This window comes from Schaalia sp. ORNL0103, from assembly GCF_019429565.1.
In the GTDB taxonomy this organism is placed as follows: Bacteria; Actinomycetota; Actinomycetes; order Actinomycetales; family Actinomycetaceae; genus Pauljensenia.
The window spans coordinates 371,881-397,387 of record NZ_JAHXSA010000001.1 but is presented as its reverse complement, the minus strand read 5'-3'; the positions used below and the strand labels follow the sequence as shown (position 1 = coordinate 397,387).

General features: G+C 65.3%; 19 protein-coding genes. 9 read left to right on the top strand and 10 right to left on the bottom strand.

Annotated features, from left to right (window positions below; translation table 11 throughout):
- Positions 1-54: 54 nt before the first annotated feature.
- From JJJ16_RS01755 to JJJ16_RS01745, 3 genes are read left to right on the top strand one after another with little or no spacing between them, the layout of a single operon-like run.
- Positions 55-852 carry a (Fe-S)-binding protein gene (locus tag JJJ16_RS01755; protein ID WP_219751148.1) on the top strand — a complete coding sequence of 266 codons (798 nt, stop codon included), beginning with the start codon at positions 55-57 and terminating at the stop codon, positions 850-852.
- 1 nt (position 853) lies between these two features.
- Positions 854-2,476 (top strand): LutB/LldF family L-lactate oxidation iron-sulfur protein, encoded by a 1,623-nt coding sequence (locus JJJ16_RS01750; protein WP_219751147.1) that lies wholly within the window; start codon positions 854-856, stop codon positions 2,474-2,476.
- A 1-nt stretch (position 2,477) separates the two neighbouring features.
- Entirely contained in the window at positions 2,478-3,152 is a 675-nt protein-coding gene (locus JJJ16_RS01745) for a LutC/YkgG family protein (protein ID WP_048776391.1), read from the top strand.
- A 97-nt stretch (positions 3,153-3,249) separates the two neighbouring features.
- On the opposite strand, the gene JJJ16_RS01740 is transcribed toward JJJ16_RS01745, so the two are convergent.
- Genes JJJ16_RS01740 through JJJ16_RS01720 form a run of 5 tightly spaced genes read right to left on the bottom strand, consistent with a single transcriptional unit; the run spans position 3,250 to position 9,798 of the window.
- Positions 3,250-5,715, bottom strand: a complete 2,466-nt coding sequence (locus JJJ16_RS01740; RefSeq protein ID WP_219751146.1) for an excinuclease ABC subunit UvrA — start codon at positions 5,713-5,715, stop codon at positions 3,250-3,252.
- A 1-nt stretch (position 5,716) separates the two neighbouring features.
- Positions 5,717-6,946 (bottom strand): GTPase Era, encoded by a 1,230-nt coding sequence (gene era, locus JJJ16_RS01735; RefSeq protein WP_219751145.1) that lies wholly within the window; start codon positions 6,944-6,946, stop codon positions 5,717-5,719.
- Between the two features lies 1 nt (position 6,947).
- On the bottom strand, positions 6,948-8,303 hold the full coding sequence (locus JJJ16_RS01730; RefSeq protein ID WP_219751144.1) for a hemolysin family protein: 1,356 nt from the start codon (positions 8,301-8,303) through the stop codon (positions 6,948-6,950).
- Positions 8,300-8,749 carry an rRNA maturation RNase YbeY gene (gene ybeY, locus JJJ16_RS01725; RefSeq protein ID WP_007589511.1) on the bottom strand — a complete coding sequence of 150 codons (450 nt, stop codon included), beginning with the start codon at positions 8,747-8,749 and terminating at the stop codon, positions 8,300-8,302. The genes JJJ16_RS01730 and ybeY overlap by 4 nt, the downstream gene beginning before the upstream one ends.
- Entirely contained in the window at positions 8,746-9,798 is a 1,053-nt protein-coding gene (locus tag JJJ16_RS01720) for a PhoH family protein (protein ID WP_219751143.1), read from the bottom strand. Before JJJ16_RS01720 ends, ybeY begins: the two co-directional genes overlap by 4 nt.
- Before the next feature lie 138 nt (positions 9,799-9,936).
- Between JJJ16_RS01720 and hrpB the strand changes: the two genes are divergently transcribed.
- The gene (hrpB, locus tag JJJ16_RS01715) at positions 9,937-12,537 is read left to right on the top strand and encodes an ATP-dependent helicase HrpB (protein ID WP_219751142.1); all 2,601 of its coding nucleotides are present in this window, start codon (positions 9,937-9,939) and stop codon (positions 12,535-12,537) included.
- Between the two features lie 28 nt (positions 12,538-12,565).
- On the opposite strand, the gene JJJ16_RS01710 is transcribed toward hrpB, so the two are convergent.
- Positions 12,566-12,820, bottom strand: a complete 255-nt coding sequence (locus JJJ16_RS01710; protein ID WP_034496846.1) for a type II toxin-antitoxin system Phd/YefM family antitoxin — start codon at positions 12,818-12,820, stop codon at positions 12,566-12,568.
- A gap of 217 nt (positions 12,821-13,037) precedes the next feature.
- Here JJJ16_RS01710 and JJJ16_RS01705 point away from each other — a divergent pair, with 217 nt between their 5' ends.
- Positions 13,038-14,435 carry a dihydrolipoyl dehydrogenase family protein gene (locus tag JJJ16_RS01705; protein ID WP_219751141.1) on the top strand — a complete coding sequence of 466 codons (1,398 nt, stop codon included), beginning with the start codon at positions 13,038-13,040 and terminating at the stop codon, positions 14,433-14,435.
- A 207-nt stretch (positions 14,436-14,642) separates the two neighbouring features.
- Here the strand turns inward: JJJ16_RS01705 and JJJ16_RS01700 are convergent, their stop codons facing one another.
- Entirely contained in the window at positions 14,643-17,078 is a 2,436-nt protein-coding gene (locus JJJ16_RS01700) for a S8 family serine peptidase (RefSeq protein ID WP_219751140.1), read from the bottom strand.
- Between the two features lie 541 nt (positions 17,079-17,619).
- Between JJJ16_RS01700 and JJJ16_RS01695 the strand changes: the two genes are divergently transcribed.
- Positions 17,620-18,138 (top strand): hypothetical protein, encoded by a 519-nt coding sequence (locus tag JJJ16_RS01695; protein WP_219751139.1) that lies wholly within the window; start codon positions 17,620-17,622, stop codon positions 18,136-18,138.
- Here the strand turns inward: JJJ16_RS01695 and JJJ16_RS01690 are convergent.
- Positions 18,129-19,457 carry an ISL3 family transposase gene (locus JJJ16_RS01690; RefSeq protein ID WP_219751047.1) on the bottom strand — a complete coding sequence of 443 codons (1,329 nt, stop codon included), beginning with the start codon at positions 19,455-19,457 and terminating at the stop codon, positions 18,129-18,131. The genes JJJ16_RS01695 and JJJ16_RS01690 overlap by 10 nt on opposite strands.
- A gap of 159 nt (positions 19,458-19,616) precedes the next feature.
- Between JJJ16_RS01690 and JJJ16_RS10280 the strand changes: the two genes are divergently transcribed.
- Complete coding sequence (locus tag JJJ16_RS10280; protein WP_219751138.1) at positions 19,617-19,799, top strand: FRG domain-containing protein; 183 nt, start codon at positions 19,617-19,619, stop codon at positions 19,797-19,799.
- Here JJJ16_RS10280 and JJJ16_RS01680 read toward each other — a convergent pair.
- Together JJJ16_RS01680 and JJJ16_RS01675 are read right to left on the bottom strand one after the other, a co-directional pair.
- Positions 19,771-21,081 (bottom strand): ISL3 family transposase, encoded by a 1,311-nt coding sequence (locus tag JJJ16_RS01680; RefSeq protein WP_101602518.1) that lies wholly within the window; start codon positions 21,079-21,081, stop codon positions 19,771-19,773. The genes JJJ16_RS10280 and JJJ16_RS01680 overlap by 29 nt on opposite strands.
- Positions 21,082-21,962: 881 nt before the next feature.
- Complete coding sequence (locus JJJ16_RS01675; protein WP_219751137.1) at positions 21,963-23,252, bottom strand: DUF5692 family protein; 1,290 nt, start codon at positions 23,250-23,252, stop codon at positions 21,963-21,965.
- A 167-nt stretch (positions 23,253-23,419) separates the two neighbouring features.
- Here JJJ16_RS01675 and JJJ16_RS01670 point away from each other — a divergent pair, with 167 nt between their 5' ends.
- Both JJJ16_RS01670 and JJJ16_RS01665 read left to right on the top strand, forming a co-directional pair.
- On the top strand, positions 23,420-24,457 hold the full coding sequence (locus tag JJJ16_RS01670; protein WP_219751136.1) for a hypothetical protein: 1,038 nt from the start codon (positions 23,420-23,422) through the stop codon (positions 24,455-24,457).
- Entirely contained in the window at positions 24,457-25,506 is a 1,050-nt protein-coding gene (locus JJJ16_RS01665) for a DUF5692 family protein (protein WP_219751135.1), read from the top strand. Before JJJ16_RS01670 ends, JJJ16_RS01665 begins: the two co-directional genes overlap by 1 nt.
- Position 25,507 lies beyond the last annotated feature (1 nt).

Genomic DNA, 25,507 nt, shown 5'->3' with positions numbered 1-25,507 from the left:
CTCGGACCCAGTCATAACCTGAGGTGGACAGCACCCACGAGGAAGGATCCCCCAGTGCGCATCGCTCTCTTTTCCACCTGCCTGGCAGACGTCATGTTCCCCCAGGCTGCCCAGGCCACAGTGACCCTGCTTGAACGCCTCGGCCACGAGGTCGTCTTCCCTGAAGACCAGGTCTGCTGCGGCCAGATGCACGCAAATACCGGCTATTTCGAAGACGCCGCGAAGATCACCCGCAACCACGTCAAGACCTTCGAGCCCGTGCTCGACGGCCAGTGGGACGCCATCGTCGTCCCCTCCGGCTCCTGCACCGGTGCAGCGCGCCACGAGCAGAAGGTCGTCGCCAAGCACGTGGGCGACGAGCATCTCGCAAAGCAGTCCCAGCGCATCGCTGAACACACCTACGACCTCACCGAGCTCATCACCGACGTGCTGGGCCTGGAGGACGTGGGCGCATACTTCCCGCACACCGTCACCTACCACCCGACCTGCCACTCGCTGCGCGTGGCAAAGGTCGGCGACCGCCCCTACCGTCTCCTGCGCGCCGTGGAGGGCCTGACCCTCGTCGACCTGCCCGACGCCGAGGTCTGCTGCGGTTTCGGTGGCACCTTCGCCATGAAGAACTCCGAGACCTCCACGTCGATGCTCGCGGACAAGGTCACCAACGTCATGTCCACCCGCGCCGAGGTCCTCGTCATGGGCGACTACTCGTGCCTCATGCACGTCGGCGGCGGCCTCTCCCGCCTCAACTCGGGTGTCCGCCCCATGCACATCGCCGAGATCCTGGCATCCACTAAGGACCAGCCCTTCGAAGGCAACATCTCCTTCGCACCCGAAAGCGCACAGGTGATCTGACATGTCTGAAACATTCATCGGTATGCCCGGCGTGGTCTCCGACGACGCGAATGCTGCGGCCCACACCGGCGGCTGGCGCACCACCGTCTCCATCCCCGAGGACACCCTCCGTTGGGGCCCCACGTTCCCGCAGGGCGCTCACAAGACCCTGGCGAACACCCAGATGCGCCGCAATCTGGGCCACGCCACCCGCACGATCCGCACCAAGCGCGGACAGCGCGTCGCGGAAATGCCGGACTGGGAGGATCTGCGCAGCGCAGCCGAGGCCGTTAAGTTCGAGGTCGAGTCGCGCATGCCCGAGCTCCTCGAAGAGTTCGAGCGCAACGTGACCGCGCGCGGTGGCATCGTCCACTGGGCGCGCGACAAGCACGAGGCCAACCGCATCATCGCAGACATCATCAAGTCAAAGGGTGTCGACGAGATCGTCAAGGTCAAGTCCATGGCCACCCAGGAGACGAACCTCAACGAGTACCTGAAGGAACAGGGCATTCACGCTCGCGAGACCGACCTCGCCGAGATGATCGTCCAGCTGGCCGACGACATGCCCAGCCACATCGTGGTCCCCGCGATCCACCGCAACCGTTCCGAGGTCCGGGGCATCTTCCTGGATCGCATGGAGGACGCTCCTCGCGACCTCTCTGACGACCCGACCGAGCTGACCGCCGCGGCACGCTCCCACCTGCGTAAGAAGTTCCTGCACGCCAAGGTTGCTGTCTCCGGCACCAACATGGGCGTCGCGGAAACCGGCACCGTCTCGATCTTCGAGTCCGAGGGCAATGGCCGCATGTGCCTGACCCTGCCCGACACGCTCATCACGCTGATGGGCATCGAGAAGCTGGTCCCCCGCTTCCAGGACATCGAGATCTTCTCCCAGCTCCTGCCTCGTTCCGCCACCGGCGAGCGCATGAACCCCTACACCTCCATGTGGACGGGCGTCACCCCCGGCGACGGCCCCCAGGAATTCCATCTGATCCTCATGGACAACGGCCGCACCAAGGTCCTCGCCGACCCGATCGGCCGCCAGGCCCTCGCCTGCATCCGCTGCGGCTCGTGCATGAACATCTGCCCGGTGTACCAGCACACTTCCGGCCACGCCTACGGCTCCGTCTACCCGGGCCCCATCGGCGCGATCCTGACCCCGCAGCTCACCCAGGGCCTCGACGAGCACGATCCTGTGCACACCCTGCCCTTCGCGTCCTCCCTGTGTGGAGCGTGCGGCGAGGTCTGCCCCGTCAAGATCGACATCCCGACGATCCTCATCCACATGCGTGCGCGCACGGTCGACGTCAAGCGCAACCTTGTGCCCGACGTGTGGGACCTCGCGATGGGCGTGACCACCCCGGTCATGTCGAACGCCAAGCTGTGGAAGGCCGCGAACATACCAACCAAGGCGACACGCCTCTTCGCGAAGAAGGGCGCCATCGGCGCACTGCCGTTCCCGGCCTCGCTGTGGACGCGCGCACGCGACCTGCCGGTCGCCCCCAAGGAGACCTTCCGTCAGTGGTGGAAGCGCACCCACAAGGATTCCGATGCCAACGCGCCTCGCACCGACGCCCCCGCGACGGGTATCCCGCTCGCGTCCGAGCACGGCATGACCACCAACACGACCCCGAAGGAGGCATGACATGAGCACCACCACCATGGACGCGAAGACCGCGATCCTGGCTCGCGCACGCGACGCCATCTCTCGTTCCCAGCAGGACCGTCCGGTGCGTCCGATCCCCCGCGACTACATCCGCTCCACCGAGCACGCGCCCGGTTCGCAGGCCGTCATTGACGAAATGATCGAGAAGCTCGAGGACTACTCGGCCAAGGTCGTCGTGGTCTCCAAGGAGTCCGAGGTCGCCGACGCGATCTCGACCTTCCTGGCCGACCAGAAGGCCACCTCCGTCGTGGTCCCCACCGGCCTGGACGACGCCTTCAAGGAGGCCGCCGCCCGCGACGGCCGCACGGTCCGCGAGGACAGCCGCGAGCAGGCCATCCCGACGCTGGAGCTCGACCAGATCGATGCCGTCGTCACGCGCTGCCGCGTCGCGATCTCTATCTCCGGCACCATCGTCCTCGATGGCGAGCCCGACCAGGGTCGCCGCGCGATCACGCTCGTGCCCGACACTCACGTCGTCGTCCTGCGCGCCTCCGACATCGTCCCCACGGTACCGCAGGCCGTCGAGATCCTCGGCAAGAACCCGACCCGTCCGATGACCTGGCTCGCCGGCGGCTCGGCGACCTCTGACATCGAGCTCGTCCGCGTCAACGGCGTGCACGGCCCCCGCTTCCTGCGAGTCGTCATCGTCAAGTGATCTGATCACGACGTAAGTGTGCCCGGCTGCCTCACGGCAGCCGGGCACCATGCTTATCTGGGCCAAGACCCACCTGATGTTTCCCTGCGACAGAGTCTCAGCGCAGGTAGCGGCCCGTCACCGAGGCCTCGCTGTCCACGATATCGCTCGGAGTGCCCTGCGCGACGATACGACCACCTTCGATGCCGCCGCCCGGGCCCATGTCGATAACCCAGTCGGCGCAACGGATCAGGTCCAGGTCGTGCTCGATGACGAGGACCGTCGCTCCGTGCTCTATGAGGTGCTGGAGCACGTTCAGGAGGACCTGCACATCATCCGGGTGCAGGCCGATCGTCGGCTCGTCGAAGACGAAGAGAGTGCCCTCCTGGCGCCTACCCATTTCAGAGGCCAACTTGAGTCTCTGCGCCTCGCCACCGGAGAGGGCGGGAGTGGCCTCCCCGAGAGTTAGGTAGCCCAGGCCAAGGCCCGCGAGGGTCTCCAGGATCGCTCCCGCCTTCTTCAGCCCTCGCACGGCCACCCGGGCCTCGTCAACACTCATCGCCAGAATGTCCGGCAACGAAAGCCCATCGCGGCGGATCTGCAACGCCTGCGCGCCGTAGCGGCTCCCTCGACAATCTGTGCACTCGATGTCCACGTCGGGCAAAAATTGCACATCCAGGGTGATCTGCCCGGTACCGTCGCACGTGGGGCATCGAAGCGAACCCGTGTTGTACGAGAATGCACCGGGCTTCAACCCGGCAGCCTGCGCCTCCTCGGTACGCGCAAACGCCCGGCGCAGTTCATCCAGGACACCGGAGTACGTGGCCACGGTCGAGCGCACGTTCACTCCGATCGGCGTCGCGTCGATCAGGTTCACCCGTGAGATACCGGCGGCGTCCACGTCGCGCACGTGCGCGGGCAAAGGCTCACCAGCAAGGCGCGCACGCAGCGCGGGAACCAGCGACTCAAGGACGAGTGTCGTCTTACCCGACCCACTGACGCCCGTCACAGCCGTCAACGAACCCAGCGGAATATCAACACTCAGGGGCCGCACCGTGTGGACCTGGTTAGTCTCCAGGTGAAGCGCACCGCGCCCATCGATATCCGCGCCCTGATCCGACTCCGCCGCTGCACGCTCAACCCGACGGACCCCAGCCATGTACGGGCCGATGCGGGACGCGGGGGCATGGGAGGCCTCGTTGATGGGGCCCTGGAAGATGACGCGACCGCCGTCCGCTCCCGCTCCGGGTCCGATCTCGATCAGGTGATCCGCGGCTGCGAGGACACGTGTGTCGTGGTCGACGACGACGGCGGAATTCCCGTCGGCGAGGAGTTCCCGGATGATCGCCAGGACGCCGTCGACGTTGGAGGGGTGCAGGCCGATGGTCGGCTCGTCCAGCACGTAGAGGACACCGGTCGTCCGGTTGCGTACGGCACGGGCGAGCTGCATGCGCTGGCGCTCACCGTTGGACAACGTCGAGGACGCGCGGTCGAGGGACAGGTAGGACAGGCCGAGCTGCACAAGGCGATCCATCGGCTCGGTCATCTCCTCGACGATGACGCGGGCCATGGGAGCTACCTCATCCGGAACGAGGCCGGGGACGCGCTGGACCCACTCGCGCAGCTCCGTGAGCGTGAGGCGCGAGGCCTCGCCCAGGTCAATGCCCTCGATCAGCGTGGAGCGTACACGTTCCCCCAGGCGCGTGCCGTCGCACGCGGGGCATGTGCGGGTGATGAGGTATTTTTCCACGCGGGCGAGGGCCTTCTCGTCTTTCGCCTTCGACAAGGCGTTTTCGACCGTGGCGACCGCATTGAAGTAGGTGAAGTCCAGCTCCGCGCCACCGGTCTTGGTGGGGACGACGATGTGACGTTTCTCGGCGGGCCCCTCGTAGACGATCGCCTTCTCCGCATCGCTCAGGTCCCGGAAGGGCACGTTCGTGCGCACGCCCATTTCGCGGGCGACGTCCTTCATGAGCTTCCACATGAGGGATCCCCACGGGGAAACCGCGCCCTCGTCAATAGTGAGGGATTCATCGGGCACGAGGGACGCTCGGTTGACGACGCGCTGGACGCCCGTCCCCTCGCACACCGGGCACGCACCGCCCGAGTTAAATGCCATCTCCTCCGCACCGAGGCCGTAGAAGGAGGCTGCACACTGCGGGCACTTGAGAGGCACTTCTAGGGCCACGTTGCGCGCGGGCGGGACGCGGTGCCCGTTGGGGCACAGGTAGGAGCCAACGCGTGAGAACAGCAGGCGCAGGTAGTTGAGAAGCTCCGTCGCCGTACCGAAGGTGGAGCGCACGTCGGGTACACCTGGTCGCTGGCGCAGCGCGAGCGCGGCGGGCACGTGCGCAACCTCGTCGACCGAGGCCTTGGCAGCCTGGGAGATGCGCCGACGCGTGTAGGTCGCCAGGGACTCCAGGTAACGCCGCGATCCCTCTGCATAGAGCGTGCCCAGGGCCAGGGAGGATTTGCCCGACCCAGACACGCCCGCAACTGCGACGAATTCGTTCAGGGGAACGTCAACGTCCACGTTTTTCAGGTTATGGACGCGGGCGCCACGTACGCGGATGACGCTGGGCATGTCAGAACCCGAGGCGTCCCAGCATCTTCGGGTCGGACTGCCAGTCCTTCGCGGTGCGCACATGCAGGTCAAGGTACACGCGGCGTCCCAGCAGCTCCTCGATGTGGGCGCGGGCCTGGGTGCCGATCTGCTTGAGGCGCGAGCCCTTGCGGCCGATAATGATGGCCTTCTGGGAGTCGCGCTCGACGTAGACGTTCACGTGAATGTCTAGCATGGGCGGGCGGTCGTCGCCCTCGCGACGCGGCCTCTCGATGATTTCCTCGACCTGGACGGCCAGGGAGTGCGGCAGCTCGTCGCGCACGCCCTCCAGGGCAGCCTCGCGGATGAACTCGGCGATCAGGGTGTCGCGAGACTCGTCGGTGACGTCACCCGACGGGTACAGCGGCGGCGACAGAGGCACCGTCTGCGCGAGCACCTCGCGCAGGTGGTCGATGCCCTTGCCTTCCACGGAGGAGACGGGCACGATGGCGGCCCACTCCCCCAGCTTCTCGATGGACAGCAGGTGCTTCATAACGCGGTCGCGCGGCACGGCGTCACACTTGGTCGCCACCGCGATGATCGGGCGCTTGATGCCGCGCAGCTCGCGTGCGATGAACTGGTCGCCGGGGCCGATGCGCTGGTCGGCGGGCAGGCAGAAGAGCACGACGTCGACCTCGGAGAGGGCCTCACGCACCATGTCGTTGAGTCGCTTGCCCAGCAGCGTGCGCGGGCGGTGGTATCCGGGGGTATCCACGAGCACCAGCTGGTAGTTGTCCCCGTGCACGATGCCGCGAATGTTGTGGCGCGTCGTCTCGGGGCGGCCCGAGGTGATCGCAATCTTGTGCCCGACCAGCGCGTTCGTCAGGGTCGACTTACCGACGTTGGGACGCCCGACGATCGAGACGAAGCCGGCGCGGAAGTCCTCCGGGAAGTCCGGCATCTCGATGGTCGCGGCCGCATCCTCGCGCAGGGAAGCCAGCGAGGTCATCGCCTCGAAGGCATCGAGGTTGGCGTCCTCCTCGTCCTCCAGGCCCTCGAGGTCCTCGTACTCTTCTTCGTCGTCGGAGTCGTCAGGGTCCTCGTCGTCGCCGGGCTGCGCCCCGGCCTCGTCCGCGGCCTCTTCGCCGAGGCCGGCGTCGATCTGCGCGCGAGCGTCGGCTTCCGGATCGGCGGCGTCGGGGGCGACCTCAATGCGCGCGTCGCCGAAGGCGTTGGGGCCGGCCATGAGTTCGTCATCGGAGGGGAATCGCATGTCAGTTGTCCTTGTCGTCGGCGGGGTTGAGATCGGAGGTCAGGAGCTGCGCGTCGGGGTCGAGGCGGCAGAGGATCGTGGAGACTTGGCGGCGGCGCCCACGCGCCTCTTCCGCCGTCATTATGACGCCGGCGAGGGTGCCGGTCGCACCGGGCAGCGGAACGCGCCCAATCGCCTTGGCGAGCAGGCCGCCGACGGAGTCGACGTCCTCGTCTTCGATCTCGCGGTCGAGGAGCTCGCCCAGCTCGGAGATCGGGTAGCGTGCGGGGACGCGCCAGACGCCCGGCTCGACTTCCTCGGGTTCGATGGAGTGGCGGTCGTGCTCGTCGGTCAGCTCGCCGACGACTTCCTCGAGGATGTCCTCGAGCGTGACCAGGCCCGCGACGCCGCCGTACTCGTCGATGACGATGGCCATGTGGAAACGCTCTGCCTGCATCTGGCGCAGCATGTCGTCCGCGGGCTTCATTTCGACGGCGAACTCGGCGGGGCGCATCATCTGCTCGGCGCGCATGTCGAGCTGGCCACCCGTGGCCTCCCAGCGCGAGACCAGGTCCTTGAAGTACAGGATGCCGCGAATGTCGTCCACGTCGTCGCCCACGACGGGCACGCGCGAGAAGCCGGAGCGCACGAACAGGCGCAGGGCGGAGGGGGCGGGCGTGTCGGCGTCGATGGTCACCATGTCCGTGCGCGGCACCATGACCTCGCGTACGAGCGTGTGCCCGAGGTCGAGGACGGAGCGGACCATGTCGCGGTCCTCTTCCTCGAAGCTCTCGGGTTCGCCGACCTCGTCGACGATCTCACGCAGGTCGGAGATGAGCTCGGCACGCACCTGGGCCTCGGTGGGCTCGGGGGCGGGGCGCGAGGAGCGCACGCGGGTCAGGAGGGGATCGACCAGGTGGCTGAGACGCGCAAGGCGGTCCGCGAACCTGGTGCCCGCCAGGGCGATACCCTCGGGGTTGCGCGCGCCCCACTGGGCGGGCAGGAAGGACACGAAGAGCAGCTGCAGGGCCGCGATCACCAACACCGCAATGAGGGCAACGGCCCACCACGGCAGGCGGGTGTCGACCAGGATGATCGTGCCCATGACGGCGAAGACGACCTGCCAGAATGTACGGAAGGCGCGCAGCGACAGCAGGGTGCGTTGGCGGTGATCGACGAGGCCGTAGAGGATGCGCGCGTTCCGGCGCTCTTCCTCGATGAGGTCCTCGACGCCGGCCAGAGTCAGGCGCTGGACGGCCTGCTCGACGCTCTGGGCGACAGACGCGGACACCAGGGCGACGACCGCGAGAACCAGGAGCGCCACGGAGGGCACATCCAGGATCGGCGAGGCCGGGGACACCTGCAGGGGAAGGATCATCGGGTGGCCAGGAAGGTCAGGAGGAGCTTGCGCTGGAGGGCGAACATGACCTCGCGCTCGGCGTCGGTGGCGTGATCGTAGCCCAGGAGGTGCAGCATGCCGTGCGTGGCCAGGAGGAGCATCTCCTCGGCGGCGCTGTGGCCGGACTCGGCGGCCTGGCGGGCGGCGACCTGCGGGCAGATGCAGATGTCACCGAGCATGCCGGGAGGCGTGGGGTGATCCGCCGTGCCGGGGCGCAGCTCGTCCATGGGGAAGCTCATGACGTCGGTGGGGCCAGGCAGGTCCAGCCAGCGCACGTGCAGGTCTTCCATCGGCTCGGGCTCGATGAAGATGATGTTGACTTCCGCGTCGGAGCTGACGTGCATCTGGTCAAGCACGTAGTCGGCCAGCGCGGAAAACTCGGCTTCGTTGATTTCGTAGTCGGTCTCGTTGATGACCTCGGTCATGACGTGTACTCCCTGCGTGCGGTGTTGTGGCTGCGCGCGCGTGCACGACGCGCGGCATTTCGATCGTCAAAGCGCTGGTAGGCATCAATGATCGCGCCGACCAGCTCGTGGCGCACGACGTCGGCGCTGGTCAGGTGGCAGAACTCGATGTCGTCGATGTCGCCGAGGATGTTTTCGACGACGGACAGGCCCGAAGTCTGGCTGCCGGGCAGGTCGATCTGCGAGGCGTCGCCCGTGACGACGACCTTGGAGCCGAAACCCAGGCGGGTGAGGAACATCTTCATCTGGCCGACCGTCGTGTTCTGGGCCTCGTCCAGGATGATGAAGGAGTCGTTGAGGGTGCGTCCGCGCATGTACGCCAGGGGCGCGACCTCGATCGTGCCGGCGGCCATGAGCTTGGGCAGGGCCTCGGGGTCGAGCATGTCCCCCAGGGCGTCGTAGAGGGGACGCAGGTAGGGGTCGATCTTGTCGGTGAGGGAGCCGGGCAGGAAGCCGAGGTTCTCCCCCGCCTCGACGGCCGGGCGGGTCAGGACGATGCGGCGGACCTCGCCGGAGAGGAGGCGGCGCACGGCCTGGGCCATGGCCAGGTAGGTCTTGCCGGTACCGGCGGGGCCGATGCCGAAGACGACGGTGGCGCGGTCGATGGCGTCCGTGTAGGCCTTCTGGCCGGGGGTCTTGGGACGGATCGAACGCCCGCGCGCGGAGAGGATTTCTTCCGTGGGGGCCTCGCCCGAGGTGAGGCGTCCAAGCAGACCGATGGCCTGTTCGACGGCGGTGGCGTCCAGGGCAGTGCCGCGCCGGGCCATGCCGATGAGTTCTTCGAGGAGGCCCGCGGCCACGTCAATGTCGGCCTGGGTGCCGGCCAGGGAGATTTCGCGCCCGGTGACGAGGAAACGGACGTGCGGGAAGCCGCGTTCGAGGGCGCGCAGAACCTGGTCCGCGACGCCGAGAATCACGATCGGGTCCATGTCTGCGGGGATGGTGACGCGCCCCGTGGTGTGTGCGAGGGTGGCCGCCGCGAGCGCCGGCGCTGTGTTCTCCGTAGTCATACTGCTCCCATTCTACGCTGGAGCGTCCCTCCACAGGCTTCACAGTGCCTCCTCACGCAGTGACCCCGGACGCATCGGAGCGGCGCGGCGTATGGTTCCCGGATGCATGGACGCCCTGGGAACACGCACAATGAAGCCATGCCCACCCTCGAAGAACTCGTTTCACACCCGCCACAGCTACCGGTCACGCGCGCTCTGGGCGATATCGCGGCGGCGACGCGGCCGGGCGGCTGCGCAGTGATTACGGCGCCTCCGGGCACGGGTAAGACGACGCTGCTGCCGCCCGCGGTGGCGGTGGCATTGGCGGAAGCGGGCACGAGCGCCCGGGTTCTCGTCACGCAGCCGCGCAGGGTGGCCGCACGGGCTGCCGCTCGCCGGATCGCCCGTCTACTGGGCGAGGAGGTCGGCGGGCAGGTCGGCTATTCGGTGCGCGGGGATTCGCGCGTCAGCGAGCGTACGCGCGTGGAGATGGTGACGCCGGGCGTGGCGCTGCGCCGCCTGCAGCGTGACCCGGAGCTGCCCGGGGTATCTGCCCTGATCGTGGACGAGTTCCACGAGCGCGACCTGGACACTGACCTGGCGCTGGCATTCGCGTTGGACGCCCGCTCGGCGCTGCGCGATGACCTTTTCGTCGCACTTACCTCGGCGACGCTCGAGGCCTCGCGAACGCTTGATTTCCTGCGCGCCTCGACGGGCGAGGAGCCCGCGCTCGTTGATATTCCGGGCGATATTTTTCCGCTGGAGCTGCGCTACGCTCCCCCTCCGCGCGGCGTCGAGGCAGTGGGCGCGATCGGGAACGAGCGCGTGGGTGTGCGCCGCGAGTACCTCGCGCACGTCGCGCGCACGGTCGAGGAGACGGTCGTCGCCACCGAGGGCTCGGTTCTGGTGTTCTTGCCGGGTGTGGGAGAGATCGAGACCGTCCGAGGCAACCTGCGCCTGGGCGATATTCCAGTCCTGACGCTGCACGGACAGCTGAGCGCCGCCGAGCAGGACCGCGCGCTCTCCCCCGCTTCCAGTCGCCGCGTCATCCTCTCCACGTCCATCGCGGAATCCTCGCTCACCGTTCCCGGCGTGTCCGTCGTCGTGGACGCGGGGCTCGCGCGCGAGCCGCGCTTCGACGCGGGGCGTTCCCTCTCATCTCTCGTGACCGTTCCGGCGGCCCTCGCCCGCCTCGAGCAGCGTGCGGGCCGCGCCGCGCGCACCGGCCCGGGCGTCGCCGTGCGCGTCATGGACTCGGTGGATCTGGCCCGCAGGCCCGCGCAGTCAGCGCCGGGCATCGCCACGCAGGACCTGACGGACGCCCGCCTCCAGGTCGCCGCGTGGGGTACCCCGGTGGAGGAGCTCGCCCTGCTCGACGCTCCACCCGCAGGCACGTGGGAGGCCGCCGGGCAGCGCCTGTCCTCCCTGGGCGCCATCGACGAGGCCGGGGCCGCCACCGCTCTCGGCCGCACGCTGGCGTCGCTGCCGTTGGACCCGCCCTTGGGCAGGGCCCTCCTGGCGTCGAGCGCGATCCTGGGGACGTCGAAGGCGGCGCGTTTTGTGGCCCTCCTGTCGGAGGACGTGCGTGCGCCGGGGGCTGACCTGGGTGCGCTGGAGCGTCGGCTGGGTCGCGGTGGCGCCAGTGGCGCGGCAGGCACGCACGCGCAGGCGGCGCGGGTGAAGGAGACGCAGGCGCGTTTGGAGCGTCTGGCGCAGCGTCTGCCGGATTCCGCGTCGGACGACGCGCTCGCGTCCGTTGTGGCTACACACCAGGAGGCAGGCTCGCGCACGCGGGAGGACGAGCTGGCCCTGACGTGCGCGCTGGCGTACCCGGAGTGGATCGCGCGGCGCCGACCGGGATCAGCCGCCTACATTTTGGCGGGCGGCGTGGGCGCCGAGCTGCCGCAGGGCTCTCCCCTGGAGGGGCAGGAGTGGCTGGCCGTGGCCTCGATTGACCGGGCGCCGGCCTCGCGCCACGCGCGTATTCTCGCGGCGGTGCCGCTGTCGGAGGAGGACGCCCTGGTGGCCGGCGCGGCACTGCTGGAAACCCGCACGCAGGCCTCCATCGACAAGGGAGTTCTCACAGCCACCCGCACGCGCGCCCTGGGAGCTATCCCCTTGAAGAGCGCCCCGGCCTCGTCCCTGAGCGAAGAAGAGGCGATCGCGCTGGTGGCCGAGCACCTGGCCGCACGCGGACTGGGCGATCTGGGCTGGGGGAAGGAGGCCTCGTCCCTGCGCGAGCGCATGCGGGTGCTCCACGAGGTGCTCGGCGACCCGTGGCCCGACGTGTCGGATGAGGCCCTCGCGGGCAGCGCCCACGAGTGGCTCCTCCCCTGGGCGAAGCGCCTCGCACGGGGTGGTTCCTTGAGCAACGTGTCGATGCTTGACGCGCTGCGCTCGATGCTGCCGTGGCCTGACGCTGCACGTCTCGACGAACTGGCGCCAGAAAAGATGCCGATTCCTTCCGGAGGGACTCGCCCCATCGACTGGAGCGGCGCGCACCCGGTGCTGATGCTGCGCGTCCAGCAGGCGTTCGGGTGGACGGATACTCCCCGGCTGGTGGACGGGCGCGTTCCCCTGGTGCTGCATCTGACGGATCCGGCGGGTCGCCCCGCTGCTGTTACCTCTGATCTGACGTCGTTTTGGGCGGGGCCGTATCGGGACGTGCGCGCACAACTACGCGGGCGCTATCCGAAGCACCCGTGGCCCGAGGACCCGCTAAACGCAGAGCCCACGAACCGCGCCAAGCGCCGGGGGTAGCGCACGCGCTCTCCCCCGCGCCAGGCGATCAATCCTCCAGTTTGCCGACGATCCCCCGCCCGTCGGGCAGGTTCTTAGACGGCATCTGGTAGGCGTCGAGGTCCGCCATAGCGGGACGCTCGAGGCCCAGTTCGCGCAGCTGCGCGTAGGTCGACATGCGCACGGGACCCAGCTCGGCGACAGGCTGGCCTTCCTCGGTGAGCGTAACGACTTCACCGGATGAGGCGCGCGCCAAAGCGGCACCCACATCCTCTTTAAAATCACCAATTTCTAGAGCCCTCATACCCCTAATCTAAGCACGCCGAAGGGGGTTTGAACGAACGGCACGATCACTATGTGACCCTTCGATCCCTTACACCCACCAAACGAGCGTCATACAGCCAAAACATCGTGACAATAGACACCTGTGCTGCGACCACCTGGTGGACATTTCTGGTTGATGGAATAGATCCGGTCGCACTGCGTTGAAATAGGGAACCCTGTTCTACCCAAGGAGAAACATGTCCACGAACGAAATCGAGAACGTCGACCTGCTGGTTGTCGGCGGCGGCAAGGCCGGAAAGTCCCTCGCAATGGAGCGCGCGAAGGCGGGCTGGAAGGTCGCCATGGTGGAGCGCCAGTTCGTCGGCGGCACCTGCATTAACGTCGCCTGCATCCCCACGAAGTCGCTGGTCAACTCGGCTCGTCGCCTCAGTGACGCCCGCTCGGACGAGGCGTTCGGCATCGTCGGCACCGAGGGTGCGCACGTGGACCTGGCCAAGCTCCGCGCCCACAAGGAGGGCATCGTCGGCGCCATGGTCGGCGCGCACGAGAAGATGTTCGCGGCCCCCGGCCTGGATTTCATTCGCGGCGAGGCTCGTTTCACGGGCGAGCGCACGGTCACCATCGCGCTGGAGGACGGCGGCGAGCGCACGATTCGTGGCGAGCGCGTCCTCATCAACCTCGGTTCGCGCCCGGCGCGTCCGGCGATCCCCGGCCTGTGGGAGTCGGGCGCATGGACGAACGAGGAGATCCTGCGCCTCGAGGAGCTCCCCTCCTCCCTGGCGATCATCGGCGCCAGCTACATCGGCGTGGAGTTCGCGTCGATGATGGCGACGTTCGGCGTGGACGTCACGCTCATCTCCTCGGGTGACCACGTGCTGCCTCGCGAGGACGAGGACGCCGCCCGCGTCGTCGAGGCCGGGCTTGAGGCCGCTGGCGTGCGCATTGTGCCTGGCCGCGCCGAGTCGGCCTCCCGCGAGGGCAACACGACCACCCTGACGCTCTCCGACGGCTCCACGGTGTCCGCCGAGGCGGTCCTGGTGGCCGTGGGTCGCGTGCCCAACACGGACGGCATCGGCCTGGACGAGGCCGGGGTTGAGCTCACCGATCGCGGTTTCGTCGCGGTCGATGAGCACCTGCGCACCTCCGCTGAGGGCGTGTGGGCGGCCGGCGACTGCGCGGGCACCCCCATGTTCACGCACGCGTCCTGGTCTGACTTCCGCATCATCCGCGCGCAGCTGACCGGCGCGTCCCTGGATGATCCGACGACCACCACGAAGGGCCGCACGATCCCCTACGCCGTGTTTGCCACCCCCGAGCTGGCCCGCATCGGCCTGTCCGAAGGCGAGGCGCGCGAGGCCGGCCTCGACGTGCGTATCGCGAAGGTTCCCACGGCCGCGATTCCGCGCGCCAAGACGATGCGCTACGCGGGCGAGGGCTTCTGGAAGGCCGTCGTCGACGCGAACACGCACCAGATCCTGGGCGCCACGCTGATCGGCCCGAACGTCTCCGAGGTCATCACGGCCGTGCACGTCGCCATGGCCGGAGGCCTGACGTACGAGCAGCTGCGCTTCCTGCCGATCGCGCACCCGACCATGGGTGAGGGCCTGCAGGTCCTCTTCGACTCCCTGGGGTAACCCCCATCGCGCCCCTGGGTACCGTTGGGGGCGCGCCCGGATCCCTCCCGGGACGCGTGAGGGAACAACGGGGCGGGTCCGAACGATACGTTCGGACCCGCCCCTGTTGTATTCAGTTGCGTTGGGCACCAGGTGCGCTCGGCATCAGGCGCTCAGCGCGGGGTTCGAGGCCGGAGCGTCCCAGCCCCGGCCTCGTCCCCTTTTCGCTCAGCCGAGCCAGGCGCCGGAGGGCGCGAAGTGGTAGCGCGTGCCGTCGATGGAGACCCAACCGGTCACCATCTTGCCGGAGGCATCGAGGTAGTACCAGGTGCCGCCGTCGTTGACCCAGCCAATCGCCATCGCGCCGTTGCCGGTCAGGTAGTACCACTTGCCGTTCACTGCGGTCCAGCCGGTGGCCATCGCGCCCGAGGCGTTCAGGTAGTACCAGGAGCCGTCGACGTTGGCCCAGCCGGTGGCCATCGCGCCCGAGGCGTTCAGGTAGTACCAGGAGCCGTCGACGTTGGCCCAGCCGGTGGCCATGGCGCCGGTGGCGGGATCGAGGTAGTACCAGGAGCCGTCGACCTTGGTCCAGCCCGTCGCCATGCGGCCGGACGGGGTCATCCAGTGCCATACCGCGTCGAAGGTGACCCAGCCGGTCGCCATCACGGCGTCACCGTTGAAGTAGTAGGTGGAGCCATCGATGGTGACGTACTTGCTGCGGGCGCAGTAGCCGTCGTTGTAGCAGTACTTCCAGCCATCGGTGCTGTTGGTCCAGGCGCCGCCGGCGCGCAGGGATTCATCCACGTGGAAGTGGATCGAGTCCTTGACGTCGTCATCGGCGCGGGCATCCTTGTTGCGGCCCTCGGCGGTAACCGTGACCTCCACGTGGGGGGCGTCGCCGATCAGGTCGGTCGCGTTGTAGGGGCCAGCCACAAGCGTGACCTCGTTACCCTCGAAGGCGCCCGTGCCGGTGCCGGTCACGGCTTCCTTGTCGCCGACCTTCAGGGAGGCCTTGGTGACGGGGCCGGAGACCGTGGTGCGCACGTAGACGGTGCCTGAGACAGACGCGTCGGCGAGCGGACGCCAGTCGGTGGCGCCGTCGTGGGAGTACTCGAGGCTGCCGAGGACGGGCTGCGGCTGGTCCTTGAGGACGGCGGCCAGGGCGTTGACGAGGCCGGCGCCGCGGTATTCCTTACCGTCCTCGGGCGCAGCGAGGCGGTCGTAGGTGTAGCCCGCCTGCTTCTTGAGCAGGGCGATGGTCTGGTCAGGCGTGTAGTCCGGGTGGATCTGCTTGATCAGCGCGGCCACGCCCGCAGCGTGCGGGGAGGCCATCGAGGTGCCGGACAAGTAACCGAAGGGCGGATCCTTCTTCCAGGTCGGCAGGGTCGACCAGATGCGCGAGCCGGGGGCGGCCACGTCCACGGAGTTCTTGCCGTAGTTGGAGAACTTGGAACGCTCGAGCTTCGCGATGGCCGGGTCGGTGCCGGTGGGCAGGGCGACGGCGGCCACGGAGACGACCGAGTCGTTGACCATGGCGGGCACGTCGATGCCGCCGGCCACGTTGCGCTCGACCGCGGCGCCCTCGACGTCGTTGGGCGATGCCTTATCGATCGTCGGGTTGTCGTGGTCGTCGTTGTCGTTACCCTCGGCGGCGATGTTGACGACGCCGTGGTTCTTCGCGTAGCGGATCGCGCGCGAGGCAGCCTCGAGGCCCGCAGCCTGGGAGCCCTCGGTGGGCATCCAGAAGGCGTAGGGGTCCATGTAGTAGCTGGAGTTCGTCACGTCGATGTCGTGCTCGGCAGCCCAATCGAAGGCGCAGGCCACGTACTCGGGGTAGAAGGAGCCGGCCTCGTTCGAGGTCTTGATCGCGACGATCGTGGCGCTGGGGGCGACGCCGTCCACACCGTAGGCGTTGTGCGCGGCGGCGATGGTACCGGCGACGTGCGTGCCGTGGTAGTGGTCATCCTTCCAGTCCGCAGGGGCCTGCCTGGGGATGCCGTTGATCTGGCAGCCCACGGAACGCGAGGCGTCGAGGTGCTCCTTGAGGTCCTTGTGGTCGGGGTCGATGCCGGTGTCCATGACGCCGACGGTGACCTTCTCGAGGGGGACGTCGACCTGCTGGGCGTCGAGCGCACTGATGGCGGCCAGGCCCCAGGCGTTGGCGTCGCCCTCGTCGGGGGTGAAGTCGTTGAGCTGAGAGTCGGCGGACAGGCCGGTCGAGCGGGTGCCGGCGGCGTCAGCGACGGCGTTGGCCTCGGCCGCAGTGGCCTGCGGCTGATCGGTGCGCACCTCGGAGCCGGTGACCGTCTTGTAGCGGGTGGGGCCAATCGACTGGTAAGAGATGCCGGCGTCGACGAGGCTCTTACCGAGCGTCGGCGCGAAGGAAGCCTTCACCGACTGGACGAAGAAGGTGTTGAATTCGGGGTACTGGGCCAGGACGACGCCGTTTTCCGAGGCCTTGGAGACGGCCGCGTTGAAGTCGTAGTGGGAGGCGTCGGCGGTCAAGTTGACCGCGTAGTTCATGACCTCGTCCTGGGCGCGAGCCTCGGAGGTGATCCCCGGGACGCCGGCCGCGTGGGCGGGGGCGCCGAACGCGGTGAGCGTGACGCCAACGGCGAGCGCGGCTCCTCCCGCGATGAGGGTCTTCCATGAGCGATGATGCATCATTGTTCCTCGTTTCTGTACGGATGGGGACGCGTCTCCGGGGCTTTCCGGAGGGCACGCCATTGCTCCATAGTCTCAAGGTTTGTCACTAACCTCATAGCGGGTTTCACAATTTAAGAATTCTTGACCTTTTGGTGAAGGAATGGAGAGATTGACACATGAGTGGCACCCACCCCTCTCCCCTCACCCACTCTCCACACAACCTCCATCGACTGACCGAAATCGACCCGCCAATCAATTAGACAGCTTGAAGAGCCGAAAAATACCGAGTGATTAATTTGATTGTCAGAACAAGGAGTCTCCGCTATTTATCTTGTATTTTTTGATTTGCCAGACAACTTGACAGTTTCGCATGACCCATCCAAACAGCTGTGTTACGGTCAGAGATGACAGTCACATTGGGGTGCCGGAGGGATCAGGGTCAACAGCAGCGACGCACGTCAGAACACACACCTAATGCCACGAACAACAGACGAGTGCCGACAGACGCCCGATTCACCACACATCCACCATTCCAACAAGCCAGAACCGTAGGATAACCATGAACATTGATGCATACGAGGAAAATGAAGAACATCAAGAAACGGCAGAAGAAAAAAGGATGCGCGACGAGAGATTCGTCGAAAAGTTCTTCACCGAGCGTGAGCTCATCGTCAACTTTGACGATACGAGCGAATCAGATGAGGAAAATGCTCAGGCATGGTACGAGGCAGTAGAGAAGACCATTAGGACACTACCGATATACCAACACGACAATGTTGGACAGCCACTAGAAAGCACCGGCTCCAACGTCTGGTTCTTTCGCGGCCAAAAAAACAGCAGATTCGCATTCACATCCACACTCTATCGACGACTACTAAATGCAACCAGCAACAATTCGCAAGGACAGAACGCGCAGAAACCACCACTCCTTAAACAAGATTCACCTTTTATTGAGAAGTCATGGATCGACGAAGATACCATTTTTATTGAGAAGTCATGGATCGACGAAGATAACATGGTTCAAGCTGAAATACACTTACTCAATACGGCAAGGGAAATAGGGGCTCTTCAGAGTTGAGTGTGGGCGGAGGCGTCTAGGCCTCCTGCGATGAGGAGCATTCGGAGTCTGTAGTTGGTGGGGTTGCGGTAGCCTCTGGCGGTGCGTCTGCCCAGCTCGATGATTCCGTTGATGGCTTCGGTGGGGCCGTTGCTGGCTCCGCCGGTGTCGAAGTAGGCCAAGAAGGCGTCCTTCCACTTGCGTAGGGTCCGGCCCAGGCGAGCGATTTCGGGGATGGGACACGTTGGTAGGCGCTCGATGAGATGAGCGGCCAGGCGTCGGCCTTGGGCGGGTGTGGCTTGGTGGAAGACATCTCGCACGTGCTGGGCACAGTGGTAGGCGACTTCGACACTGATATGCGCCTCATCTGCCGTGAAGGCCTCACGGAGGCGTTCTTGTTGACGTGGGGTGAGCCTATGGCGCGAGGCGCGCAAAAGATTGCGGATCTGATAGAGGGGATCGCCCTTGCGTCCGCGGTGACCGGTCGTGTCTTGCTGGACGCGACGACGCACCTCATCAAGGGCGTCGCCAGCGAGCTTGACGATATGAAAGGCGTCCAGCACGCTGGTTGCGTCTTGGAGCTGGTCATCAATGGCGTTCTTATATCCCTGGAAGGGATCCAGTGTTGCGATCTGGATACCGGAGCGAAACTGTTCGCCGCGCTCTTCTAGCCAGTTCTTGTACACGGTGCCAGACCTTCCCGGGACCAGATCCAACAAGCGGGCCGTGGGATGATCCTCCCCGCGCGTCAGGTCCACGATGCCAGTGAGCTCACGGGGGCCCCGTCGGCGTCGGTCCTGGTGGTGCCACACGTGCTCGTCAACTCCCAATACCTGCACCCCTGCGAAACGGGCAGGGTCATCAGATGCGGCTTGCAGACACGGCTTGATATGGGACCACACGGTATTCCACGTGGTTCCTAACTGGCGAGCCAATCCTGCAATGCTGGCTCCCTCGAAGCGCAACTGTCGGATCGCCCAGCGGATCGCCCGGGCGCCCAGACGCGCCCGGTGTGCACACACCCGCTCGTCATGCTCCAGGAATGTCACCGTCTGGCAGGTGGTTTCGCGGCATATCCAGCGCCGCTTAAACCACCGGATCCGCACCGGGACCCCGGCCCAGGGCGCGTCGATCACCTCCACCACCACGCGCCCGTGGCCTTGAGCGATCACCCCACACCCAGGGCATCCAGCACAGCGATCACAGGACTCTATGTCGAGCACCAGACCACACTCACGTCGAGCGACAGCAACCAGATGGAAGCCCTCCAAACCGACGAGCAGATCACACCGATCACAACGATCAAGCGACGCAGAGCAGCAGCAGGTAGGGTGAGACATTGTCGAGGTCCTTGACGACAGCGGGGGTAGAAGTCCGCTCATCATCAAGGACCTCGACCTCTACCCGCAACCCCCGACCAAGACCCGGTCACCCACACTCAACTCGGAAGAGCCGAAATAGGAATCGGACGAGGACTCACAGCACTCGAAACGCTCACATTGCTCCAACATCACGGTTCTCCAACACGCCTCATCGACGTCACCTCCGACTGGAAGATTGCTCTCTATTTCGCATGCGAGAGCGATAACGACGTAGACGGCAGAATTTTTCTTATCAAAACTAATATATTCAATTGGAAACTTTTCCGGCTCTTCATAATTGAGGGTGTAGTTGGGGTCTGAATCCTCCGGTTTCGAGGAGTGCTCGGGTGATGTAGTGGTTGAGGTTTCGGAATCCGAGTGCGGATCCGCGTAGGTGTTCGAGGCGGCCGTTGATGGCTTCGGTAGGACCGTTGCTGGTGTGGGGATGATCGAAGTAAGCCAAGATGTCTCCGGCTCTGCGTTTGAGCGTTCTGCCCAGCGTGATGAGCTCGGTCAGGCCCCTGGGTACGCGCGTGGAGGTCAGTGTGTTGATTTCGGCTTGCATTAGGGCCTTGCCGCGGATTTTGTGGGGATCGCGGTAGCTGTCGATGATGTTCTGGTAGACGCTCCAGGTGACTTCGAGTGCGACGTGGCAATCGCTGGCGAACAGATCGGCTAGCTGGTGTTGCTGGCGTGGGGTGAGCAGGCAAGATCTGGTGTGTAACATCCTGCGAGCCTTGTACAGGGGATCCGTGGCCCGCCCGCGCCGATGGTGAAGTTCTTGCTGAATGCGCCTGCGGCACTCATCGAGAGCATCACCGGCCAGGCGCACAACGTGGAAAGGATCCATGACCGCCCTCGCGTCTGGGAGCTCTTCGGCGGCGGCGCTCTTAAAGCCGGTGAATCCATCCATCGCGACGATCTCAATGCGCTCGCGCCAGGTGTCGGGCTGGGAGGCCAGCCAGGTTTTGAAAACCCGCTTGGATCGGCCCGGAATCATATCCAGGAGCCGGGAGGGACCACGACGGTCACGTATAGGAGTCAAGTCCAAGATGACGGTGACGTATTTGTCCCCGTATGGGGTGTGTCGCCACACGTGTTCATCCACGCCAATGACACGCACCCCCTCGAAACGATCAGGATCATCGATGAGCATGCGCTGGCCTTCACCTAAGATCGCGGTATTGGCAGTGTTCCACGACACGGCCAATACGTCGGCGACGCGCGCCACCGTCAGATGATGGACCACCAGGCCCACCAGCGCCCAGCGCACCGCCGCACGCGAGAGCTTCGCACGCGGGTCGGCCGCTGCACTCATGTTTTGACGCCACACGTGAGCACACTCTGGGCAGCGGTAGCGGCGCACGCTCACGTGCAACATGGTGGGGTGCCACCCGTAGGGTACGTGAGCCAAGCGCCTGACCACCGTGTCACGTACGACGCCCTCACCCCCACACTGTCGGCACCACCGATCCTCACCCACTACCTTGCAGGCCAAGACGGTCCGATCGTCTCCTACACGTTGACCCATCACTTCCAGTCCTAGGTCATCCAGGCCCGTGAAGGCGCTCAGATCAGGGCGATCAAAGGTAGCATTGGACATGTCGAGGTCTTTCAGATGGACGGTGTCGCAACCCCCATCATCGGAAGACCTCGACCTCTACCCGGCCACGACACGCCCAACCCCGCATACCACCCCCACACCCTCAATTATGAAGAGCCACTTTTCCCTAAGGAAAAGAACGAAACAAAGCGGGTCGAGCATCTCATATGGCAAGGATTAAAAGATAAGCTCTATGACCTTAACAAACCGATAGAGGATCCAGTATTTACCCTCCTCTGGAGTACTGTCACATGGCCAATTCTTTTACCATTTTCCGACCCTAGAATGATCGCCCAAAAAGGCTATTTTATAACCGGTGGAATCCCATCAGAATTAAGAAAGATAAAACTACGAACAAACAAATGTTCTCATTGCAAAAAGAATCGATGTGCGTGCCCGGCTAACAAAACATCACTAAACTTAGAAACAATATTCACAAAACACGAAAGATCATTTAGTTCACCTCTTGATGCTGACGAATTACGAATAATAACCTCATTACCTATCGATTTTAGCACTAATGCAACATTCATTAACGAACTAACGAACAGCCCGGATCGCCTAGTTAAAACAGCCGGATACTCCATTAGAGTACCAAAGCATTTCAAACGGAAGCTCAGAGAAATTCTTCGCGATGAGGGAGTGCACATTGATTCGATGTACCCACCCTTGCGAGAAACGGTACGTCTGTTCGAGCATGTCGTCGATGAGTCGTTTAAGCAGTAGGTTCTTTCCCGTATCGGTCCCGCCGGCAGAGCGTATCCACCACCACTAGGCATCCGATTTCAACGCGGACCTCACCGCCGAACTAGCGAGCACACAACCGAGGCCTCCCCGCCACAACGCGGGGAGGCCTCGTCAATGACGAACGCGAACGCTACCTACGAGCGCGAGTCAGCACCCCTCTTCGACGGGTGCCGCCTATCCTCTCCCTTCCACCACGGCATCCAGGCTCGATACCCATCAGATGGCGGGGTGGGTGAGTCGGGCTCGAAGCCCAGCTCGGCGGGAGTCTGCGGGATGCGGTCGACGAGGAAGTACTTGTCCCTGTCGTCGCAATGCTCGCGCACGATGGTGCGGAACTCGGCCAGCTCGCAGTACAGGACGCCCGTGATCGGATTCCTCTTGTACACCACGATCTTGTACAGCCAGTAGGCGAAGAGCGCGACGTTGGCCGCGAGCGCCAGGGCCGCGCACGCGATGTTCGCGCGTGGGTCCATGGTCGCGAAGTTGAAGATGTCCGAGGGAGGGACCAAGACCTCGGGCAGGAGGGTGTTCATGGAGATCCAGAAGACCAGGGTGAAGCAGCGGAACCAGATCCACTGGCCCTTCGCCCACGTGAACGCGGGGATCGTGCAGGCGAGTAGCAGGGCGAGCGTGCAGTACCACGTGTAGTCGGCCAGCGAGTTGTACAAGAACGCGTGGTTCCACAGGTCGTAGGCGATCACCCACGGCCACACCATGTCCACCCAGATGAGGCCTCGCACGGAGCGCTTGCCGGGCGAGGTCACGATGATCTTGCCCAGGCCCGTGATCGTGATGATGTTGAGCAGGCCGGCCGCAGCGGACAGGAGGTTCCAGTAGCCGCCGATCGTGCGGAAGCCCGTCTCCGGGTCGATGCCGACGTGGCGGGCGGACAGGTTGGCGGCGACCTCCTGGTACCACTGCTGGGAGTGCAGCTCGGCGGTGACTCCCCTGGCCTCGGGCAGGCCGGCGATCATGTCGATCGTGTGCGCGTCGTTGACGCCCTTCAGGCACTGCCAGTCGGCGCCGCACGCGTAGTACGAATCCGCGTTGAAGTAGATCGTCAGGTCGCGGATGTTGGCCTCCATGATGTTGACAGCCAGGCCGATCCACAGGGCCACGCCCAGCCAGATCGCGTACTTGTGCGCCTTGACCGGGTTGCGTTTCGCGTACACCAGCACCGTGCCCGTCATGGTGGCGGTCAGGATCATGATCGCGTACTTGCCGAAGGGGAACCAGCCCACCATCGGCGTCCCGTGAATCCACGCGTAGGGCATCAGGGCGATGCCGCCCACGGTCCACACGGCGAAGATCGTCCAGTTCCACCGGCGGTTAATCTCCGCGACGACGATCTGGGCGGCGAGTACCAGCAGCCAGATGAGATAGACCTTGGGAGTCCCAAGCTCCCACAGGAAAAGCGAGTCCACGGCATTCTCCTTCGAACGCACAACCGGGCTAATAGTTGTCGGCTATCATAATCCGAAACACTAACCTAGTGTGCGGGGTTCACCGTCGAATCCCCATCGTTCCGGGGCTCCCTGCAGGCCAGCGCCAGCGAGGGCACCCCTCGTCAATTCCTCAAGGAGGAGGACCCATGACACGCCTACCCCGTCGTACCCTCTGCACCGCCGGCCTCGCCGGGGGTGCCGCACTCCTGGGAGGCATGTACGCCTTCAGCCAGCTCAGCGGCAAGGCAACGCCCGAGGAGCAGGCATGGCACTACCCGGGCGACGACCTCATCGACGCCAACTACGACAACGGCTACTCCTCGACCTACGCGATCACGATCGACGCGCCCGCCTACGCGGTGTGGCGACTCTTCAAGCAGATCGGCGCGGAAAAGTCCGGGTCCTTCTCCTCGGAGTTCCTCGAGCGAGTCTTCGCGCGCCTGCCCTTCTTCAACTCCTACGAGATCCAGGAAGAGTTCCAGCAGCCCGACTCGATGGTGCCCGGCGACATCGCGGCCTTCGACTTCCACGGCATGTCGATGGAATGGGCAGACGTCGTGCCCGGCAAGTACATGGTCCAGTGGGTCGACACGAAGAACCCGCCCAAGGCGCCCGGCTCCTACGCGTTCCGCTTCCCCGGGATGACGAACTTCGCGGCCGCCTGGTGCTTCTACATGGTGCCCCTGTCGGGTGGGCGCACGCGCCTCATCAACCACTGGCGCATCGGCTACGAACCCGCCTCCCCCGCCATGAAGGCCCTGAACTGGATCAACATCGAGTTCATCGGCGGGTGCATGACCCACCTGCAAAACCTCTACGTCAAGCGCGTCCTCGAGTTCAAGAAGAAGCAGCACCTGACGGGCCGCTTCATGCGTGGCATGCTGGGCGGGCGCTTCTTCAACTCGGGCACGCCCGCGGGGCGCTACGACGGGACTCCCCTGTTCGAGGAGACCTTCACCCAGTGGTTCCGCTACGGACGGTCCGCCCCGGCCGTCGCCGAGATCCGCCCGCCCGTCACCGACGACCCGTCGTGGCCGCCGACCGGCGCGGACAGCCCGTGGGCGAGCGAGGTCGATGCCTCCTACTTCGATGGCTGGCGTGAGCCCGCCTTCTCCTGGGAGGAGCAGATCCGCCAGAAGATGGAACGCACCTACCTGCCCAATTGGGGGAAGGAGCAGCGCTGATGGGCGGCATTACTCCCCCGGACTACCCGACGCTCTTCTTCTTCGAGGTCGGCCAGTGGTGGGACTACGCGATGCTCCTCCTCGTCATCGCGCTCCTCGCCGGCGGGGCATGGCTGGCACAGCGCAACATGTGGGTGGTCCTCGCACTCTTCGTGGTCGTCCCCATCGCCCTGACCATCTTCTGGTGGCCGCACTCAACGGCGGGGACGGCCTCGGCGGGCTGGTTCCCAATCGTGAAACAGTACTCGGCGCTGGCGGGATCCCTGTGCCTCGTCGCCCTGCAGATCTTCCCCAGGCTGCGCTACAACCGCTGGTACCTGATCATCCCGCCCGCGATCCTCGCAGTGAACATCGCCGAGGCCGTTGTGCGCGACTTCCAGTGCTACGGGATTCACGGTGTGGACCCCTCGCAGGGCATGGTCACGTGGGGCGGGCCGTGGAACATCATGAACGGCATTGCGGGCATCTTGAACCTGCTCGCGATCTCCGGGTGGGTCGGGATCTTCGTATCCAAGGGCAAGGAACGCGCCCTCATCTGGGGCGACTTGACGATCGGGTGGATTATCGCCTACGACCTGTGGAACCTCGCCTACGTGTACAACTGTCTGGCGGACCGAGCGTGGTACTCGGGCGTGGCGCTGTTGGCCTCGTGCACGATCCCGGCGCTCATGAAGTTCGGGCGAGGCGCGTGGATCCAGTACCGGGCCTACACGCTCACGCTGTGGTCGGGAGTCGTGCTCACGTTCCCGCACTTCATGCACGATTCGATGTTCGCCCACCGCAGCGCCCACAACCCCTGGGCGATGCTCATCCTCTCGGCCGCCGCCCTGGTGGCCAACGTGTGGGTGTTCGCCGCGCACGTGCGCACGATCGTCTCCAAGCGGCGCAACCCGCTCACGCAGGAGGTCCACGCCGACGAGGCCACCTACGCCTCGTGGGTCCGTGACCTCGCGTCCGAGGAGGACAAGGAGCTCATCGCCGCGCGCCTGGGCACGACGCCCGAGAAGGCGGGCTTTACGTCGGCGAACGGGGGCGCGAGCTCGGTCTAAG

What these genes read in the sequence shown, in the direction of transcription:
- JJJ16_RS01750 (WP_219751147.1), top strand. Translation starts at nt 854, where the DNA reads ATGTCTGAAACATTCATCGGTATGCCCGGCGTGGTCTCCGACGACGCG.
- JJJ16_RS01705 (WP_219751141.1), top strand. Translation starts at nt 13,038, where the DNA reads ATGTCCACGAACGAAATCGAGAACGTCGACCTGCTGGTTGTCGGCGGC.
- JJJ16_RS01745 (WP_048776391.1), top strand. Translation starts at nt 2,478, where the DNA reads ATGAGCACCACCACCATGGACGCGAAGACCGCGATCCTGGCTCGCGCA.
- JJJ16_RS01665 (WP_219751135.1), top strand. Translation starts at nt 24,457, where the DNA reads ATGGGCGGCATTACTCCCCCGGACTACCCGACGCTCTTCTTCTTCGAG.
- JJJ16_RS01710 (WP_034496846.1), bottom strand. Translation starts at nt 12,820, where the DNA reads ATGAGGGCTCTAGAAATTGGTGATTTTAAAGAGGATGTGGGTGCCGCT.
- hrpB (WP_219751142.1), top strand. Translation starts at nt 9,937, where the DNA reads ATGCCCACCCTCGAAGAACTCGTTTCACACCCGCCACAGCTACCGGTC.
- JJJ16_RS01740 (WP_219751146.1), bottom strand. Translation starts at nt 5,715, where the DNA reads ATGCCCAGCGTCATCCGCGTACGTGGCGCCCGCGTCCATAACCTGAAA.
- JJJ16_RS01670 (WP_219751136.1), top strand. Translation starts at nt 23,420, where the DNA reads ATGACACGCCTACCCCGTCGTACCCTCTGCACCGCCGGCCTCGCCGGG.
- ybeY (WP_007589511.1), bottom strand. Translation starts at nt 8,749, where the DNA reads ATGACCGAGGTCATCAACGAGACCGACTACGAAATCAACGAAGCCGAG.
- JJJ16_RS01695 (WP_219751139.1), top strand. Translation starts at nt 17,620, where the DNA reads ATGAACATTGATGCATACGAGGAAAATGAAGAACATCAAGAAACGGCA.
- JJJ16_RS01730 (WP_219751144.1), bottom strand. Translation starts at nt 8,303, where the DNA reads ATGATCCTTCCCCTGCAGGTGTCCCCGGCCTCGCCGATCCTGGATGTG.
- JJJ16_RS01680 (WP_101602518.1), bottom strand. Translation starts at nt 21,081, where the DNA reads ATGTCCAATGCTACCTTTGATCGCCCTGATCTGAGCGCCTTCACGGGC.
- JJJ16_RS01700 (WP_219751140.1), bottom strand. Translation starts at nt 17,078, where the DNA reads ATGCATCATCGCTCATGGAAGACCCTCATCGCGGGAGGAGCCGCGCTC.
- era (WP_219751145.1), bottom strand. Translation starts at nt 6,946, where the DNA reads ATGCGATTCCCCTCCGATGACGAACTCATGGCCGGCCCCAACGCCTTC.
- JJJ16_RS01690 (WP_219751047.1), bottom strand. Translation starts at nt 19,457, where the DNA reads ATGTCTCACCCTACCTGCTGCTGCTCTGCGTCGCTTGATCGTTGTGAT.
- JJJ16_RS01720 (WP_219751143.1), bottom strand. Translation starts at nt 9,798, where the DNA reads ATGACTACGGAGAACACAGCGCCGGCGCTCGCGGCGGCCACCCTCGCA.